This window comes from Glycomyces sp. NPDC050141 (assembly GCF_055586545.1).
This window is the reverse complement of record NZ_JBVJHZ010000016.1, coordinates 95,231-111,674: the sequence shown is the minus strand read 5'-3', so window position 1 is coordinate 111,674 and position 16,444 is coordinate 95,231. Positions and strand designations below refer to the sequence as shown.

Genomic DNA, 16,444 nt, shown 5'->3' with positions numbered 1-16,444 from the left:
GGCGCGCCATCCACCCCCCCCCCCCCCCTCTCCTCGTTACCCCCCCCCCCGCGACCCCCCCCCCCCCCCCCCCCCCCCCCCCCCCGGTCCCGTCTCCTATTCCAGCTTCTCGAACCAGAACTCGTGCTTGAGGAACGACGTGTCGTACTCGTGCCCCGGGTACGGCGGGATCAGCTGCGAGGCCTGGAACAGCCGCCACCCGTCCCGCAGCGCCTCCGTGCCGGAGTCGTACGGCGGCAGGTCGCTGTCGCCCGTGGTCGGGTTCGTCTTCCCGGTGCCGTCATAGAACGCCCAGGCCTTCACCGGGGCGTCGAGCGCGGAGTTGTCCAAGTAGAGGACGAGGACTTGCTGCTTCATCAGACCCTCCCGGGGCGGTTGGCGACGCGGGTCGCCCAGTACTCGACATCGAACGAGGGGTTGTTGGTGAGCGCGCGCCACATCTTGATGCGGTTGTAGATCTCCAGGCGGCCCGTCGCGTGCTCGCACCAGGGGTGGAAGACCGACAGCGCGCGCGACACCTCCTGATCGTCCAGATCGGACATGTCCCAGGTCCGCACCTGCGGCACCGTCGGGTTGAACCGGATCTTGTACATGTACCGGCGGATGTCGGAGTCGTTGCGCCGACCGCCGTGCCAGATCCCGTGGTGCAGCAGCACAACCGTGCCCGGCGGGCACGTGAGCCGGGTCTGGCCCAGCAGGTTCTGGTACCGGCCCGTGTCGGACTCGTTGGTGCGGCGCAGATGCGAGCCCGGCACGGACAGGGTGCCGCCCATCGTGCCGGTGACCTCCTGCGGGTAGTACATGAGCTGCACGTCGAACGCGTCGATGCGCGTGTCGATGATCGCGTCCCCGTGCAGCGGCTGGGCACTGCCCTCATGCGGCTCGCGCACGTGGACATGGTGGTGGTCGACCGTGGGGTCGGCCCCGACGAGGCTCTGGAGCGCCCCCGCGACCGCCGGGATGTCCAGGAGCGCCCGCGAGATCGAGCCCTCGGGGAACGCCTCCTTCAGCGGGGTCCCGTACTCGACGTGCGGCTGCTGCCCGGCGTCGAACTCGGGGATGGCCCGCTCGTTGAGGTCGGGCGGCACGATCGCGTCCATCCGGTGGAAACCGTTGGCGACGAACCGCGCCATCTCGACCGAGGTCAGAAGATGCTTGGTGGTTGTCATGCGACTAATCTAAGGACTATTCTGCCTGATGTAATGGGCTGTAATCACCGACTAGTGGTTGGTTTTCACCATGCGAACCGTCCAGCTCCACCTCGACGAGCCCCCCGGGGTCGTCACCGCCGGGGTCGGCATCCACGGCCAGAAAGTAGCCGAGGAGCGCTTCCTCCTGCCCGACCTGTGGCAGGTCCACCTGCACGACTACGAAGGCGAGATCGAACTCGGCGGCACCGTCCACCCGCTCAAGCCCGGGTACGTGAGCCTCATCCCGGCGGCCACGGAGGTCGTCTTCCGGTACCAGGGCCGCTCCCCGAACCTCCACCTCCACGTGCGCCTTTCCGACCGGGGCGCCCCGCACGAGGTGCGGGTCGTGCAGGACGCCGGCGCCGCCGCGCCCGCGCTGGCCGAGATGTTCCGGCAGGCCGTCATCGCCGAGTCCCCGGCCCGCGCGAACGCCGAGGCCTGGGCCCTCCTGTGGCGGTTCACGCAGCTCGCGCCGGGCCCGGGAGCCGAAGGGCACCAAGGGAAGGCGCTCGCGTACATCGAGGAGCACCTGCCCGCGCCGATCACGGTCCCCGAGATCGCGGCCGCGGTCGGTCTGTCCCACAACCACCTGACGCGCCTCTTCCGCGACGCCACCGGCACCACCGTCGTCGCCCACATCCGGCGCCGCCGCCTCGAACGGGCCCGGCACCTGCTCCTGGAGTCGACGCTGTCGATCCCGGCCGTCGCGGCGGCGGTGGGGATCGCAGACCTCCAGGCGTTCAACAAGGCCTGCCGCCGCGAGCTCGGGGCCTCGCCGCGCGCGCTGCGCGAGGCCGCCCGGAAACTCTGAGCGGACGAGGGGTTACCGGCGGGTCACCTGACTGGTAGATTCGCGAAAAGTAACTCACGTCACGCCCGGAGGTGCCTGTGGCCGCAACGCCGCGTCTGCCCGACTTCGCTTGGGGGGTGGCCACTTCGGCCTTCCAGATCGAAGGCGCCGTCGATGCGGACGGGCGCGGGCCGTCCGTCTGGGACACCTACACGGCCACGCCCGGGAAGATCCGCGACGGCCACACCGCCGCCACCGCCTGCGACCACTACCGCCGCTACCCCGAGGACATCGCCCTCATGCGCGACCTCGGCATCGACGTCTACCGCTTCTCCATCAGTTGGCCGCGCGTGCAGCCCGGCGGCACCGGCCCCGTCAACAAGGCCGGACTCGACTTCTACGAACGCCTCGTCGACGGCCTCCTCGACGCCGGGATCACCCCGATGGCCACCCTCTACCACTGGGACCTCCCGCAGCCCCTCGAAGACAACGCCTTTGACAGTGCCTTTGAAGGCGCTGGCGGCTGGCTCCACCGCGACACCGCCGCCCGCTTCGCCGAGTACGCCGCTCTCTGCGCCGAACACCTCGGCGACCGCGTGCGCCACTGGATCACCCTCAATGAGCCGTTCGAGCACATGGCCCTCGGCTACGCGCTCGGCCAGCACGCCCCCGGGCACACCCTCCTGCTCGACGCGCTCCCCGCCGCCCACCACCAGCTCCTCGGCCACGGCCTCGCCACCAGCGCCCTGCGCGCGGCGGGCGCCCCCTTCGTGATGCTCACCAACAGCTACACGCCAGCGGTCCCCTTCAGCGGCAACGAGGACGACCTCCACGCCTCGGCGGCCTACGACCTCCTCCACCGGCGCCTGTTCACCGACCCGGTCCTGCTCGGCCGCTACCCGGACCTCTCGGCCCTCGGCCTCGAGTCGCTCCCGTTCGTCGAAGACGGCGACCTCGACGCCATCGCGCAGCCCCTCGACGGCCTCGGCGTCAACTACTACAACCCGACCCGCCTCGCCGCCGCCCCGCCCGAGTCGCCGCTGCCCTTCGACATCGTGGAGTTCGACCACGTCAAGACCACCGACTTCGGCTGGCCCGTCATCCCCTCGGGCCTTACACAGACCCTTGTGGAGCTCACCGAGGACTACGGCACCGACCTGCCGCCCCTGTGGGTCACCGAGAACGGCTGCTCCTACACCGTCCCGCCCGCCGCCGACGGCTCGATCCCCGACCAGGACCGCATCGACTACCTTGCGGCCCACGTGAAAGCCGTAGACGCCGCGATCGAGCTCGGCGCCGACGTGCGCGGCTACCTCGTCTGGAGCCTCCTCGACAACTTCGAGTGGGCCGAAGGCTTCCACCAGCGCTTCGGACTCGTGCATGTGGACCCCGAGACCCAGGACCGCACCCCGAAGGCCTCCTTCGCCTGGTACCGCGCGCACATCGCGCAGCGCAGCGGAGCGATGCAGGGGCAGAGCGCTGACCGCCGATGACGACCGCCCCCGAAGCCCCTCCCGCCGCCCTCGCCGAACCCGAACGCAACGTCGGCAAAGTCTGGATCGGCGGCATCACCACCGCGATGCTCGGCCTCTACATGGCCTTCTTCACCCCGATCCAGGTGCTCCTGCCCCTCCAGCTCGCCGAGATCGACGAGGACGGCAAGGTCGCCGCGTTCGGCCTCGTCACCGGCGTCGGCGCGCTCGTAGCCGTCGTCGCCAACCCCCTCGCCGGGGCCCTCTCCGACCGCACTACCGGCCGCTTCGGCCGCCGCCACCCGTGGACCCTCGGCGGCATCGCCGTCGGCGCGGCCGGCCTATGGCTCCTCGGCCTCCAGACCACCGTCCTCGGCGTGCTCCTGTGCTGGTGCCTCGCCCAAGCCGCCCTCAACGCCGGGTACGCCAGCCTCAACGCGGGCATCCCCGACCACGTGCCCGTGCGACAGCGGGCCGTCGTCTCCGGCTGGATCGGCTTCCCGCAAGCCCTCGGCCTCGTCGTGGGCGCGGTCATCGTGACCATGCTCGTCACCGACATCCCCACGGGCTACCTCGTGATCGGCCTGGCCGCCTTGGCGATGGCGCTCCCGTTCATCCTGTCCACACCGGACCCGCCCCTGCCGCGCGCCGCCCGGCCGCCGCTCGACTGGCGCGCCCTCCTGGCCACATTCTGGGTCTCGCCCCGCGCCCACCCCGACTTCGCGTGGGCCTGGTCCACGCGCTTCCTCGTCATGCTCGGCAACGCCACCGGCACGCTCTACCTGCTGTTCTTCCTGCAGGACGCCGTGCACTACGAGGAGATCTTCCCCGGGCACAGCGCCGACGAAGGCGTCCTGATCCTCACGCTCCTCTACACCGGCGGGGTCATCGCCACGGCCGTCGCGGGCGGCGTGCTCTCCGACCGGACCGGCCGCCGCAAACCGCTCGTCGTCGTGTCCTCAGTGGTCATCACGATCGCGGCGCTGATCCTGACGTTCTGGCACACCTGGCCCGCCGCGATCGCCGCCGCCGCGATCATGGGCGCGGGCTTCGGCATCTACCTCTCTGTCGACCAGGCCCTCATCACCCAGGTCCTCCCGGCCGCCTCCGACCGCGCCAAAGACCTCGGCATCATCAACATCGCCTCGACCGCACCGCAAGTCCTCGGCCCGGCCCTCGCCGCCCCGATCGTGGCAGGCCTCGGCGGCTACACCGCGCTGTACGCCCTGAGCGCGATCGTCACGATCCTCGGCGGCATCCTGGTGTGGCCCATCAAATCCGTCCGCTAATCCGAGGCAGTGTGCTCATCGGGCACACGGGTTCGCCGGGGGCGGTTAGCATCCCGGCATGACCGCCGCCCTCCTGTACTGCGCCGACATGCTCGACCCCCGCCGCCCCGACGAGCACTACGCCGCCGAAGCGGAACTGGCCGCCGCGCTCGGCGCCCGGGTCGCGCTGATCGACCACGACGCCCTCACCCGAGGCGAGCCCGACCGGGCCGCCGCCCGCGTCCCCAAAGGACTCGGCACGGCCTGGTACCGGGGCTGGATGACGACCGGTGACCAGTACACGGCGCTGCACCGCGCGCTGGCCGAACGCGGCGTCGACCTCGCGACCTCGCCCGAGCAGTACCGCACCGCACATGAACTGCCTGGCTGGTACGGAACCTTTGCCGAGCTGACCCCGGCGAGCCGCTGGCTTCTGCTGCGGCCGAGTGAGATCCCCTCGGTGGAAGCGCTGGCCGCAGTGGCGGGGGAGCTGCCGGGCGGGCCGGGGATGGTCAAGGACTACGTGAAGTCCCGCAAGGGCGAACCGGAGGCGTTCTTCGTCGATGACCTCGCCGACGCGGCCGCGCTGCGCAGGACCGCCGAGTGCTTCATCGAGCGACAGGGCGCGGACCTGGCGGGCGGTCTGGTCGTGCGGGCCTTCGAGGCGCTCACCGGTCCGGGCGGCCGGGCGGCCGAGGCCCGCGTCTGGTGGGTCCGGGGCGAGCCGGTCGCGGTCGGCCCGCACCCCGACCAGCCGGACATCGTGGTCGAGCCCGACCTCACGGGAGTCGCGGAAGCCGTTGCGGCCCTGGGGTGCCCGTTCGTCACCACTGACCTGGCGCAGCGCGCCGACGGCGTCTGGCGGGTCGTCGAGGTGGGCGACGGCGGGGTCAGCGACTTCCCCCGGAGCGCCGACCCCGCGTCCCTGCTCCGGGCGCTCGCCTAACTCGCGGCGGTGCCGAGGTCTTCCGGTTGGAGGCTCAGGGCCTGGGTGATGGCCATGACGTCCTGGTATTCGCGCCAGTGGAGGATCTCGCCGTCGCGGACGCGCAGGACCGCGATGAACGTTGCCGAGGCGGCGACGCCGGTGGTGGTGACGACTCCTTCAAGTTCGTACTCGACCACGAGGACTTCAGGGTCGGCGGTTTCGAGGGTCGTGATCTCGCGGAACGCCTGGAAGCGGATCGGCAGGGCCCTGGCCGCGTAGAACTCGAGCCACGCGTCGCGGCCTTCGTAGTGGCGCATTCCCGGCGGGGAGAACGGGGTCTCGACGACCAGGTCCTCGGCGAGGAGCTCGGCGGGCAGCAGCGTCGCGCCCTCCTCGCGGAGGACCGCCTCCTGCATCCGGCGGTAGACGTCGAGCGGGCTTGCGTTGGTCATGGTCGTGCCTCTCGAAGTAAGCTGAGTGGGACTCGATTTCGAATATAGTGAGTCCGACTCACTTTGGCAAGGAGGATTCCGGATGGGCCGAGACGGCTTGCCGCCCAGCGGTGAACGACCGGTGCGAGCCGATGCCCGCCGCAACCGGGCGCGGATTCTGGAAGCGGCCGAGGCGGTGTTCGCCGAGCAGGGCGCGTCCGCCGCGACCGACGCGGTCGCCGCGCGCGCCGGGGTCGCGATCGGCACGGTCTTCCGGCACTTCCCGACCAAGCCCGACCTGCTCAAAGCCGTGGTAATGAACCTGCTCGACCGGCTCGTCGGCAAGGCCGACGCGATGGTCCGCGACCAGGATCCGAACGCCCTCTTCGCCTTCTGCGCCCTCATCATGGAGGCCGGGGCCTCCCAGCGGGCGATCTTCGCGCGCCTCGCCGAGACCGGCGTCCAGGTCCGCGTCGCCGACGCCCTCGAACGCCTGCGGCCCTCCGTGGACATCCTCCTCGACCGCGCCCGCGACGGCGGCGCCGTCCGCGCGGACCTGCGGTCCGACGAACTCATCCCGCTGCTTGCGGCTTTGTGCCAGGAGGCCGTCGCCGCCGACTGGGACGGGGCGCTGCGCGGCCGCGCCCTCGACCTCCTCTGCGAAGGCCTGCGCCCCAAGGCGTCCTGACGGCAGCCGTTACCGCGTTGGAAGGCGTTGACAACCGTGCGTCCGATGTGCAACATATATTGAAAATGTTCGATGTGGCCGCATTTCTCCGGCGGTCGCGTCGGCACGCGACGACGCGAAGGCGGTCACCATGACGAACCAACCGCGACCAGGCAGCTCCCGACGCACGGCCCTCAAACGGATCGCGGCCGCCGCCGCAGCGGCCGCCACGGCCCCGCTCCTCGTCCCCGACCCGGCACGGGCGGCCGACGCGGCCGCGCGGCAGATCGGCGCCGCCGCCTGGGAGACCCTCATCGACGGCAACTCCTTCGCGAGCCGCGCCGCCCTCGAATCCGAGTGGAACTACCTGTACCCCTGGGGATCGGACCACAACGGCACCGCCCGGATGTACGCGTCCTCAACGGACAGCAACCACTGCTACCTCTCGCCCGCGGGCGTCCTCAACCTCAAGGCCACCCGCATCACCTGGGACGAGGGCGCCAGCAGCAAGGACCCCTACCTGCCCATCCACTACCACTCGGCCGCGATCCACGCCAAGAACCAGGTGCTCGTCAACGACCAGTTCCCGAACTGGGAGGTGCGCGGCGAGTTCCAGGCCCCGTCCGCGCGCGGCACCTGGCCGGCCTTCTGGATCACCGGCGCGAACTCCTGGCCGCCCGAGAGCGACATCCTGGAGTACAAGGGCGACAACCGGAACTGGTTCAACACCTACGACGGCGGCTGGGACAACACCATCGTCACCGTCGCCTCGCCCGGCAGCTGGCACGAGTACCGGATCTGGATGACCAAGACCTCCGGCGCCGACGTGCAGATCCACTACTACCTCGACGGCTCCTGGAAGGGCGCCCATACCGGATCGAACTTCGTGGGCAAGCCGATGAACGTGATCATCAACCTCCAGATGGAGGGCGCCTCGGGCTCCGGCGGTCCGACCGGCGACACGTACTACAAGGCCCGCAACGTCTACGTCGGCCGCACCAACAACGGCTGACCTGCAAGGAGAACGGACCTGATCCAGCAGGGCCGGGTCCGTTCGCGAGGGTTGGCTTTGGGAAGCGATTGCCCTAGACTTTTCATTGACAAACATAAATGCCCGGATTGCTGGGGGAACTCCCGGCATGTCTCAGCGGTCCGGCTCTCCTTTGGAGTGCTCATGTCTCAACCAATCGAAGGCCGCCCGCGGCGCAGGCGCCTGGCGGCATTGCTCGCCGTCGTCCTGGGCGGCGTCATCGCCGCGGCCGGGAGCTTCTTCGTCACCACCAGCGCGCACGCGGTCGAGACCGGTGTCTGGTACAACATCGAGTCCCGGCACTCGGGCCTGGTGATGGGCATCCGCGCCGCCTCGACCGCCAGCGGCGCCGAACTCGTCCAGTGGGCCAGCAACGGCTCCTACGACCAGCAGTTCCGCTTCGTCGACGCAGGCGGCGGCTACTACAAGATCCAGGTGCGACACTCGGGGATGGTCCTCGACGTCGCGGGCGCGAGCAGCGCCGACGGCGCCACGATCCAGCAGTGGGGCGACGGCGGCTCCACCAACCAGCAGTGGACCGTGACCGAGAGCGGCGGCTACGCGACCTTCATCAACCGCGCCTCGGGCAAGGCCCTCGACGTCTGGGAATGGTCGACCGCGCAAGGCGGGCGCATTTCCCAGTACACGCCCACCGGCGCCACCAACCAGCAGTGGGAGCTCAACCCCGCCGAAGGCGACATCGACGCCGACTACGTTGTGGCCCTTGACGGCACCGGCACCCACACGACCGTGCAGGCGGCCGTGAACGCCGCGCCGTCCGGCTCGACCATCCTCATCAAGAAGGGCACCTACAAAGGCGCCGTGACCGTGCCCTCCTCCAAGACCGGCATCACCTTCATCGGCGCCACCGGCAACGCGGCCGACGTCGTCATCCACGAGAACCGCTGCGCCGGCTGCAGCAACGGCAGCGGCGGCACGTGGGGGACCAGCGGCAGCGCCAGCGTCCTCCTCCAGGGCGCGAACTTCACCGCCGAGGACCTGACGTTCGCCAACTCCTACGACGAGGCCGCGAACGGCCAGAGCCAGGCCGTGGCCGTCAAGGTCCAGGGCGACCGCATGGTCTTCGACAACGTGCGGTTCCTCGGCAACCAGGACACCCTTCTGACTGACTCCGCCTCGGCCACAACGGTCTCGCGGCAGTACTACCACGACTGCTATGTGGAGGGCGACGTCGACTTCATCTTCGGGCGCGGCACCGCCGTGTTCGACGGGTGCCAGATCCACTCGCTCAACCGCGGCTCGACCACCAACAACGGCTACATCGTCGCGCCGAGCACCGAGATCACCAACCAGTACGGGATGCTCTTCACCGAGTGCACGCTGACCAGCAACGCGCCCGCCAACTCCGTGTACCTCGGCCGCCCGTGGCCCGCAGGCGGCTCGACCACCGCGCGCGGCCAGGTCCTCTACCGCCAGACCGTCATGGGCGCCCACATCCGCACCGCCGAGCCGTGGTCGGACATGTCCGGCCTCGCCTGGGAGGACGCGCGCCTGCGCGAGTACCAGAACACCGGCCCCGGCGGCGACGCCGTTCCTACTTGTAGAGCGCCTTCTTCAGCGCCGCAGCGGCATCCTGCCGGGCCCGCTCGCTGTCGTCGAAGCGGTGGCGGAGGAACTCGTGGATCATCCCCGGGTAGCGGGCGGTCACCGCCGGCACTCCGGCGGCGGCGAGCCGCTGCGCGTAGTCCTCGCCCTCATCGCGCAGCGCGTCGAACTCCGCGGTGACCACCAGCGCCTCCGGCAGCCCGGTGAGGTCGGGCGCGAGCAGCGGCGAGACCAGCGGGTCGAGCCGCGCCTCCACATCGGGCACATAGTGGTCCATGAACCAGGACTGCGCCGCGCGCGAGACGTTGCCGTGCAGCCCTGCGTACTCCCGGATGCTCCAGTTGATCCTGCGGAAGTCGAGGTCCGGATAGATCAGCAGCTGAAAGGCCAGGTCCGGCCCGCCCCGCTCCTTCGCCAGCAGCGCGACCACCGCGGCGAGGTTCCCCCCGGCGCTGTCGCCCGCGACGGCGATCCGCGAAGGGTCGCCGCCGATCGACGCGGCGTTCTCGGCCGCCCAGCACGTGGCGGCGTAGCTCGCCTCGGGGGCCGCCGGGAACGGGTGCTCGGGGGCGAGCGGGTACTCGACCGACACGACCAGGGTCTCCGCTCCGTTGGCGAGGCTGCGGCACAGCCCGTCGTGCGTGTCGAGGTCGCCGACCACGAACCCGCCGCCGTGGAAGTACATGGTGATCGGCAGCGGACCGGGCGTCTCGCCAAGGGGCTCATAGATTCTGACCCGCAGGCTGCCGTCCGGCCCCGGGATCTCGAGGTCGCGGACCTCGGCGACCGGTTCGGGTTCCGCCAGCAGCGGGATCTGGCGGCGCGTGCCCTCGCGGCCCTGCTCGGGCGTGAACGTGTGGAGATCGCCGAAGCCGCCCTTGGCGATGCGCTCCAGATACGAGTGGACCTGAGGATTCGGTTGACCTGAGTGGCGTTCGTTCGCTGTCATGGGTCTATGCTCCGACTTGAACCACGCTTCAAGTCAAGGGAGCAGTGACATGGATCAACTCGACATCGCCGAAGTCGCCGAACGGGCCGCCCTCGCCCCCTCGGCACTGCGCTTCTACGAACGGCGCGGCCTCATCGAATCCAACGGCCGCAACGGCATCCGCCGCACCTTCGCCACCGAGACCCTCGACCGGCTCGAGCTGATCCGCTGCGCCCGCTCCATCGGCTTCACCCTCGCCCAGATCGAGCGCTTCCTCAAGTCCACACCCGACGACACCGAACTGCGCGAGCACCTGGCCCGCCGGGCCCGCCAGATCGACGAGGACATCGACCGCCTCACCCGCATGCGCGACAGCCTCGGCCACGCCGCCGCCTGCACCCACCCGTCCCTCGTCGAATGCCCCGAATTCAAACGCCCCTTCGCCGTCGCCCGCACTGCAGGCGACGCCCCCGCGACATGAAAGCGGCCCGTCCGGAACCCCGGACGGGCCGCTTTCATGCGGGAGTTAGAGCGTCACCACCCTGCCGCCCAAGGTCACCACGAGCTTGCCCGTGGAGTCGAACGACCAGGCGAGGGCGCCCGAGTAGTTCGCGCAGCGGGAGCCGTTCGAGCCCGACCAGAACTGGTTCGAGCTGTCCGAGTTCCCCGAGATGCTGTCGTTCGTGCCGCCGCTGAAGAAGCACGAGGTGTTGTTGCGGAACACGTGCGAGCCGGCGCTGAACTGGAAGTTCCGCTCAGTGCTGTCGATGCTCAGGTTGTTCGAGATCGTCATCGCACCCGGGTTCGAGTTGTACGTGAACCCGTGCTGCCCGTTGTCGAACGCGATGCTCCGCACCACCGTGTGGTTGATCGGCACGTCCTCGCCGCCCAGCTTGTAGCCGTTGCGGTCGCCGTTGGAGTAGACCGTCCCGTTGGTGAGGGTGCCGTTGCGGTACGACAGCGAGTCCTCGATCCGCACCGTCCCGATCGGGTCGTAATCGGAGTACGTGTACAGGTCCCAGCCGTCGTCGGCGTTGTTGTGCGCCACCGCGTACCGGAAGATGTTGCCCGAACCCACGGTCAGCTTCGCCGCGAAGCCGTCCGCGTCCTCGCCGTCGGCGTCCGCGTTGTCGTGCGACTCCGCGCTGATGATCAGGTTGTTCGCCGGCCACGACGCCGTGGTGCTCGTCGACGACTGGCGCGAGAGCTGGACGCCGCTGTCGCGGTTGTAGCGCGTGAGCGTGCGCTCCAGGATGTTGTTGCTGCCGCTCACGAAGATGCCGTTGTCACCGGCCCGCTCCACCGTCAGCCCCTTGAGGTGCCAGTAGTTCGCGTACAGCGCCAGGCCGCGGTTCGCCGACGCCTCGGCCTGCGCCGAGAAGTTCAGCACCGGCTTCTCGCCCGGGTACGCCGCGAGCGTCGTACGCGCGCTCGACGAGCCCGAGTCCTGGTCGATGACCACGGTCGAGGAGTAGTTGTACGTGCCCCCTCGCATGTAGATGGTCCCGCCCGCGTTCACCCGGCTCAGCGCCGTGGCGAGGGTGGTCGGGGCCGCCTCGGTGCCCGCGGCCGAGTCCGTGCCGCCCGGCGCCACGTAGATCGCGCCGCTGGTGGGCGGCGGGGTCGTGGTGCCGCCGCCGGTGACCTCGAAGTCGAGGTAGTCGATGTTGGCGAGGCCGTCGGCGCTCGTGGCCGTGAGGCGGATCGTGTTGCTGCCCGCGTTCACGGGCACCGTGAGGGTCTTCGTGGACCAGGTCGTCCACGCGCCCGTGCCGCCGAACGCGCTGGCGGACTGGGCGACCGAGCCGTTGACGGTGATGTCGGCGGGGCGGGTGGCGGTGGTGCCGTTGGCGTACCGGATGCCAAGGGTGGCGGTGCCCGCGCTGGCCGCGTTCACCGTGAACTGGGCCGTCGCCCCCGTCGCGTTGGGGGTGTTGCAGAAGCCGGTTCCGGAGAACCCGGCGTTGTTGGAGTCGATCGTGCCGGAGCACGTGGCGGGCGAGGTTTCGGCCTCGTAGCGTATGGGCGCCGCGGAGGCGGAGTTCATCGCGACCAGGGTGGCCGCGGTGGCGATGATGCCGGCGAACCCGGCCACGAGCGCGGTGCGCACGTTTCTTCGACGAGACATGTTGCTTCCCTTCGCAACTACGTTGTCGCACTGGGGGTGAGAGGGCCCCAGGGCCGGTGAGTAATACATGGAAATGTATGAATCAACCGGTTGCCACGAGCGTAAGGAAAAGGCTTTCCTCTGTCAAGGGTGCAAATCGGACATTCGCGCTCCCGTTCGGGGTGGTCCGCGCGAAACCGCCTCCTGGGAGCGATTGACAAAGTTGGGTCACTAAACTTAATCTGGTATCGAGGATGTTCGATAGGTCTCCTCGTTCGACCCCCGGCAAGTCAACGCGGACTTAAGGAGTGCCATGCAAGGCGTCAAACGACGTACCCGCAGATGGATCACCCTGGTGGTGATGGCGGTCGCCACCATGGCGGCCGGGCTCGGCGTGCTCATGCCCTCGGTCGCCTACGCGGCCGAAGGCTGCAAGGTCGAGTACAAGGTCGCCAGCGAGTGGCCCGGCGGCTTCACCGGCAACGTCGCGATCACCAACCTCGGTACGCCCGTGAACAAATGGGACCTGGTGTGGACGTTCCCCAACGGCCAGCGCATCACCCAGGCCTGGGGCGCGACCACCGCGAACTCCGGTGACACCTACACCGCGACGAACGTGGACTACAACGCCAAGATCGCCACCAACGGCTCGGTCTCGTTCGGCTTCAACGGCTCCTGGTCCGGCGCGAACGGCGTGCCCGCGCAGTTCAAGCTCAACGGCGTCGTCTGCGACGGCGGCGTCGGCCAGCCCACGACCTCGCCCACCACGCAGCCCACGACCACCCCGCCGCCCACCGGCGGCCTGACGGCCATGGAGACCGTGGCCGCGATGGAGCCGGGCTGGAACCTCGGCAACTCGCTCGACGCCGTGGGCGCCGACGAGACCGCGTGGGGCAACCCGCGCATCACCCAGTCGCTCATCCAGAACGTGGCCGCCCAGGGGTACAACAGCATCCGCATCCCCGTCACGTGGGACAACCACCAGTCCAAGACCGCGCCCTACGCCGTCGAGGACGCCTACCTCGACCGGGTCGAAGAGGTCGTGAACTGGGCGCTCGACGCGGACCTGTACGTGCTCATCAACATCCACCACGACTCGTGGATCTGGATGTCGGCCATGAACACCAACCGCACCGTGGTCGAGGACCGCTACGAGGCGATCTGGACCGAGCTCGCGACCCGCTTCCGCGACGCCCCGCCCGAGCTCCTGTTCGAGAGCGTCAACGAGCCGCAGTTCGCGAACGTCGACGACGCCACCGCCTACGGCCTCCTGGACGACCTGAACACCCAGTTCCACGGGATCGTGCGCGGCACGGGCGGCGGCAACGCCACCCGCGTCCTGGTCCTGCCGACGCTCCACACCAACGCCGACCAGGGCCGCCTGGACGCGCTGAGCGCCACGATCGACGCGCTGAACGACGAGAACCTGGCCGCGACCATCCACTACTACGGCTTCTGGCCGTTCAGCGTGAACATCGCGGGCTACACGAAGTTCAACGCCGAGGTCCAGGCCGACCTGGAGGGCTACTTCAACCGGGCCTACAACGAGTTCATCGCCAACGGCATCCCGGTGATCATGGGCGAGTACGGCCTGCTGGGCTTCGACGCCCACACCGGCACCGTGGAGCAGGGCGAGAAGCTGAAGTTCTTCGAGTACGCGGGTTACTTCGCGCGCCAGAAGGGCATCACCATGCAGCTGTGGGACAATGGCCAGCACTTCAACCGGACGACGTTCCAGTGGAAGGACCCCGAGCTGTTCACGATGCTCAAGTCCAGCTGGACCACGCGCTCGGGCACGGCCTCCACGGACCAGGTGTACGTGGCGAAGTCGGGCACCGTGGCGGACGTGTCGCTCACGCTGAACCCGAACGGCACCACGTTCCAGGCGCTGCGCCTCGGCACCACCAACCTCGTGCAGGGCACCGACTACACCATCTCGGGCAACACCCTCACGATCAAGGCGAGCAGGCTCACCACGCTGCTCGGCGACCGCGCGTACGGCGTCAAGGCGAACCTGACCGCCGTGTTCTCGCAGGGTGCGCCGTGGCGCATCAGCGTCATCTCCTACGACCAGCCGACGATGTCGGCCGCGACCGGCGCGACCGGAACGTTCGCGATCCCGACCCAGTTCAACGGCGACCAGCTGGCCACGATGGAGGCGAAGTACGCGGACGGCACGGCCGCCGGTCCGCAGAACTGGACCTCCTACAAGGAGTTCGCCCGCGCGTTCAGCCCGGACTACACGGCCGGTACGGTCGCGCTCCCGCAGGCGTTCTGGACCGACGTGAACGACGGCCAGAAGGTCACCCTGACGTTCCACTTCTGGAGCGGGAAGACCGTCACTTACTACGTGACCGAGTCCGGCGGCAACGTCACCGGCTCGCTCACCTGACCTGACACATAGTGGAACGGCCCCAGCGCATCGCGCTGGGGCCGTTCGCATCCGGTCACGCAGAATTATCGTGGGAGCGGTGCAACCGTTCCTCTTCAATCAGCGTATAGACATCTGACGATCCCAAACGTCCACAACGGCTCCGGCTGTTCACAAAGGAGAATGCATGTCTGTCCGCTCTTCTAAGTTCGTCGCCCGCGCCTGCACGGTGCTCGCCGCCGCCGCCCTCGTCGGGTTCGGGATGGCTCCCAGCGCCGCCCAGGCCGCCAGCAGCGGCACCGCGTTCTGGAAGGACCCGAACGTCATCTACAACGGCGGCCGCGCCGAGAGCTCCAGCTCGGGCGAGAACCTGGCGCTCCTGGACTTCCGGGCCGACGGCTGGGGCACCCGCGCCCAGCTCCAGACCCTCACCCTCGACCCGGCCGGGTACTGGTACTGGAAGAACACGGGCCCGGTCTGCTTCGACGACACGAGCACCAGCAACTCCGCGGGCGGCATGACCGTCTGCGACTCGAACGTCGCCGAAGGCGCCACGTACCGCATCCACATCTGGGCCTCGAACAGCGGCACTTACAAGTGGCACGACTACAGCGGGAACATCACGGCCTAGCCGACTGCACTGAGCCGCCGAGCGGTTCGGAGCAGCCCTGGCGTTGGGGGCCAGGGCTGCACAGGACTCACCGCGTCGATTCGCGGATCTTGAGTTCGAACGGGGCCGTGTGCTCCTCGGGGGGCCGGTTCGGGTCCTCCAGGCGCTTGGCGATGAGCTCCACGGCCTTCTCGGCCATCCACCGGTGGTCGGGGGCCACGCTGGACAGCGACGGCGCCAGGAACTCCGAGACGGGGATGTCGTCGAAGCCGATGACGCGGACGTCCTCGGGGCAGCGCAGGCCGAGGTCGGCCAGGCCGCGCAGCACGCCCTGCGCCACCGTGTCGGTGATCGCGACGACGCCGTCGAACTCGACGCCCGCCTCGTGCAGGTCGTGCACGGCCCGGCGCCCGGTCTCCATGCCCATGCCGGACAAGCAGACGAGGGTAGGGTCCACCGTCATCCCGGCCGCCCGCAGCGCCTCCGTGTAGCCCCGGTGGCGCCTTGATCCCACGTGCACGCCTTCGAGGCTCCAGCCGGTGACGTTCGCGATCCGGGTGCAGCCTTGAGCGATGAGGTGCTCGGTCGCCGCGCGCGAACCGGCCTCGTTGTCCATGCCCACGTGGTCGATGGTCTGCCCGAAGTCGCGCTCGCCGAGCATCACGATCGGGAAGTCCGCCCACGTGTTGGCCTGCTCGCGCGGGTCGAGGATCACCGCGCTGAGGATGAGGCCGTCGAACTGCAGCCGGTGCGACTGCGCGATCGCGTCCGCCTCGCCCTCCTCGGCCGCGTCGGTCTGCTCGATCGCCACATGGAAGCCCTTGGCGCGCGCCGCCTCGATGACGTGCACGCCGAGCATCCCGAAGTAAGGCTGGTCGACGCCGGGCACCGCGAGGCCGATCACCCCGGTGCGCCCGGCCTTCAGCGTGCGGGCGTTGACGTTGAGGCGGTACCCGGACTGCTGGACGGCTTCGAGCACGCGCCGGCGCACGGGGTCGCTCACCCCGGGCCGGTTGTTGACCACGTTGGACACGGTCATCTTGGAGACCCCGGCCAGCCGCGCCACGTCGCTCATCGTCACCATGT

15 protein-coding genes and 1 pseudogene are annotated in these 16,444 nt (G+C 69.4%); 10 read left to right on the top strand and 6 right to left on the bottom strand.

Annotation, left to right across the window (positions count from 1 at the left end; translation table 11 throughout):
- Positions 1-96: 96 nt before the first annotated feature.
- On the bottom strand, positions 97-357 hold the full coding sequence (locus ACZ60M_RS12290) for a hypothetical protein (protein ID WP_465417407.1): 261 nt from the start codon (positions 355-357) through the stop codon (positions 97-99).
- Positions 357-1,169 carry a phytanoyl-CoA dioxygenase family protein gene (locus ACZ60M_RS12285; protein WP_465417405.1) on the bottom strand — a complete coding sequence of 271 codons (813 nt, stop codon included), beginning with the start codon at positions 1,167-1,169 and terminating at the stop codon, positions 357-359. Before ACZ60M_RS12285 ends, ACZ60M_RS12290 begins: the two co-directional genes overlap by 1 nt.
- Positions 1,170-1,239: 70 nt before the next feature.
- Between ACZ60M_RS12285 and ACZ60M_RS12280 the strand changes: the two genes are divergently transcribed.
- From ACZ60M_RS12280 to ACZ60M_RS12265, 4 genes are all read left to right on the top strand, one after another.
- Positions 1,240-2,001, top strand: a complete 762-nt coding sequence (locus ACZ60M_RS12280; RefSeq protein ID WP_465417403.1) for a helix-turn-helix domain-containing protein — start codon at positions 1,240-1,242, stop codon at positions 1,999-2,001.
- 77 nt (positions 2,002-2,078) lie between these two features.
- Entirely contained in the window at positions 2,079-3,473 is a 1,395-nt protein-coding gene (locus tag ACZ60M_RS12275; RefSeq protein ID WP_465417401.1) for a GH1 family beta-glucosidase, read from the top strand.
- Positions 3,470-4,741 (top strand): MFS transporter, encoded by a 1,272-nt coding sequence (locus ACZ60M_RS12270; protein ID WP_465417399.1) that lies wholly within the window; start codon positions 3,470-3,472, stop codon positions 4,739-4,741. Before ACZ60M_RS12275 ends, ACZ60M_RS12270 begins: the two co-directional genes overlap by 4 nt.
- A gap of 58 nt (positions 4,742-4,799) precedes the next feature.
- Positions 4,800-5,666 (top strand): ATP-grasp domain-containing protein, encoded by an 867-nt coding sequence (locus ACZ60M_RS12265; RefSeq protein ID WP_465417397.1) that lies wholly within the window; start codon positions 4,800-4,802, stop codon positions 5,664-5,666.
- Here the strand turns inward: ACZ60M_RS12265 and ACZ60M_RS12260 are convergent.
- Positions 5,663-6,100, bottom strand: coding sequence for a nuclear transport factor 2 family protein (locus tag ACZ60M_RS12260; protein ID WP_465417395.1), 438 nt, complete (start codon positions 6,098-6,100; stop codon positions 5,663-5,665). The two genes, ACZ60M_RS12265 and ACZ60M_RS12260, sit on opposite strands and share 4 nt — an antisense overlap.
- 82 nt (positions 6,101-6,182) lie before the next feature.
- On the opposite strand from ACZ60M_RS12260, the gene ACZ60M_RS12255 reads away from it, so the two are divergent.
- From ACZ60M_RS12255 to ACZ60M_RS12245, 3 genes and pseudogenes are all read left to right on the top strand, one after another.
- Positions 6,183-6,767, top strand: a complete 585-nt coding sequence (locus tag ACZ60M_RS12255; protein WP_465417394.1) for a TetR/AcrR family transcriptional regulator — start codon at positions 6,183-6,185, stop codon at positions 6,765-6,767.
- Positions 6,768-6,897: 130 nt separating this feature from the next.
- Complete coding sequence (locus ACZ60M_RS12250) at positions 6,898-7,758, top strand: twin-arginine translocation signal domain-containing protein (protein ID WP_465417392.1); 861 nt, start codon at positions 6,898-6,900, stop codon at positions 7,756-7,758.
- Positions 7,759-7,920: 162 nt separating this feature from the next.
- A pseudogene (locus ACZ60M_RS12245) lies at positions 7,921-9,315 on the top strand (pectinesterase family protein); the annotation flags it as partial.
- Positions 9,316-9,331: 16 nt separating this feature from the next.
- Here the strand turns inward: ACZ60M_RS12245 and ACZ60M_RS12240 are convergent.
- A complete protein-coding gene (locus ACZ60M_RS12240; RefSeq protein WP_465417390.1) occupies positions 9,332-10,291 on the bottom strand; it encodes an alpha/beta hydrolase in 960 nt (319 codons plus the stop codon).
- Between the two features lie 49 nt (positions 10,292-10,340).
- Here ACZ60M_RS12240 and ACZ60M_RS12235 point away from each other — a divergent pair, with 49 nt between their 5' ends.
- Positions 10,341-10,751, top strand: coding sequence for a MerR family transcriptional regulator (locus ACZ60M_RS12235; protein ID WP_465417388.1), 411 nt, complete (start codon positions 10,341-10,343; stop codon positions 10,749-10,751).
- Positions 10,752-10,796: 45 nt separating this feature from the next.
- Here ACZ60M_RS12235 and ACZ60M_RS12230 read toward each other — a convergent pair whose 3' ends face one another.
- Positions 10,797-12,398: a carbohydrate-binding protein gene (locus ACZ60M_RS12230; protein WP_465417386.1), complete on the bottom strand. Its 1,602-nt coding sequence runs from the start codon at positions 12,396-12,398 to the stop codon at positions 10,797-10,799.
- Positions 12,399-12,690: 292 nt separating this feature from the next.
- Between ACZ60M_RS12230 and ACZ60M_RS12225 the strand changes: the two genes are divergently transcribed.
- Together ACZ60M_RS12225 and ACZ60M_RS12220 are read left to right on the top strand one after the other, a co-directional pair.
- Positions 12,691-14,769: a cellulase family glycosylhydrolase gene (locus tag ACZ60M_RS12225; RefSeq protein WP_465417384.1), complete on the top strand. Its 2,079-nt coding sequence runs from the start codon at positions 12,691-12,693 to the stop codon at positions 14,767-14,769.
- A 166-nt stretch (positions 14,770-14,935) separates the two neighbouring features.
- Complete coding sequence (locus ACZ60M_RS12220) at positions 14,936-15,379, top strand: hypothetical protein (RefSeq protein WP_465417383.1); 444 nt, start codon at positions 14,936-14,938, stop codon at positions 15,377-15,379.
- Between the two features lie 67 nt (positions 15,380-15,446).
- Here ACZ60M_RS12220 and ACZ60M_RS12215 read toward each other — a convergent pair whose 3' ends face one another.
- A complete protein-coding gene (locus ACZ60M_RS12215) occupies positions 15,447-16,442 on the bottom strand; it encodes a LacI family DNA-binding transcriptional regulator (RefSeq protein WP_465417382.1) in 996 nt (331 codons plus the stop codon).
- Between the last annotated feature and the right edge of the window lie 2 nt (positions 16,443-16,444).

What these genes read in the sequence shown, in the direction of transcription:
- ACZ60M_RS12290 (WP_465417407.1), bottom strand. Translation starts at nt 357, where the DNA reads ATGAAGCAGCAAGTCCTCGTCCTCTACTTGGACAACTCCGCGCTCGAC.
- ACZ60M_RS12285 (WP_465417405.1), bottom strand. Translation starts at nt 1,169, where the DNA reads ATGACAACCACCAAGCATCTTCTGACCTCGGTCGAGATGGCGCGGTTC.
- ACZ60M_RS12280 (WP_465417403.1), top strand. Translation starts at nt 1,240, where the DNA reads ATGCGAACCGTCCAGCTCCACCTCGACGAGCCCCCCGGGGTCGTCACC.
- ACZ60M_RS12270 (WP_465417399.1), top strand. Translation starts at nt 3,470, where the DNA reads ATGACGACCGCCCCCGAAGCCCCTCCCGCCGCCCTCGCCGAACCCGAA.
- ACZ60M_RS12265 (WP_465417397.1), top strand. Translation starts at nt 4,800, where the DNA reads ATGACCGCCGCCCTCCTGTACTGCGCCGACATGCTCGACCCCCGCCGC.
- ACZ60M_RS12260 (WP_465417395.1), bottom strand. Translation starts at nt 6,100, where the DNA reads ATGACCAACGCAAGCCCGCTCGACGTCTACCGCCGGATGCAGGAGGCG.
- ACZ60M_RS12255 (WP_465417394.1), top strand. Translation starts at nt 6,183, where the DNA reads ATGGGCCGAGACGGCTTGCCGCCCAGCGGTGAACGACCGGTGCGAGCC.
- ACZ60M_RS12250 (WP_465417392.1), top strand. Translation starts at nt 6,898, where the DNA reads ATGACGAACCAACCGCGACCAGGCAGCTCCCGACGCACGGCCCTCAAA.
- ACZ60M_RS12240 (WP_465417390.1), bottom strand. Translation starts at nt 10,291, where the DNA reads ATGACAGCGAACGAACGCCACTCAGGTCAACCGAATCCTCAGGTCCAC.
- ACZ60M_RS12235 (WP_465417388.1), top strand. Translation starts at nt 10,341, where the DNA reads ATGGATCAACTCGACATCGCCGAAGTCGCCGAACGGGCCGCCCTCGCC.
- ACZ60M_RS12230 (WP_465417386.1), bottom strand. Translation starts at nt 12,398, where the DNA reads ATGTCTCGTCGAAGAAACGTGCGCACCGCGCTCGTGGCCGGGTTCGCC.
- ACZ60M_RS12225 (WP_465417384.1), top strand. Translation starts at nt 12,691, where the DNA reads ATGCAAGGCGTCAAACGACGTACCCGCAGATGGATCACCCTGGTGGTG.
- ACZ60M_RS12220 (WP_465417383.1), top strand. Translation starts at nt 14,936, where the DNA reads ATGTCTGTCCGCTCTTCTAAGTTCGTCGCCCGCGCCTGCACGGTGCTC.
- ACZ60M_RS12215 (WP_465417382.1), bottom strand. Translation starts at nt 16,442, where the DNA reads ATGGTGACGATGAGCGACGTGGCGCGGCTGGCCGGGGTCTCCAAGATG.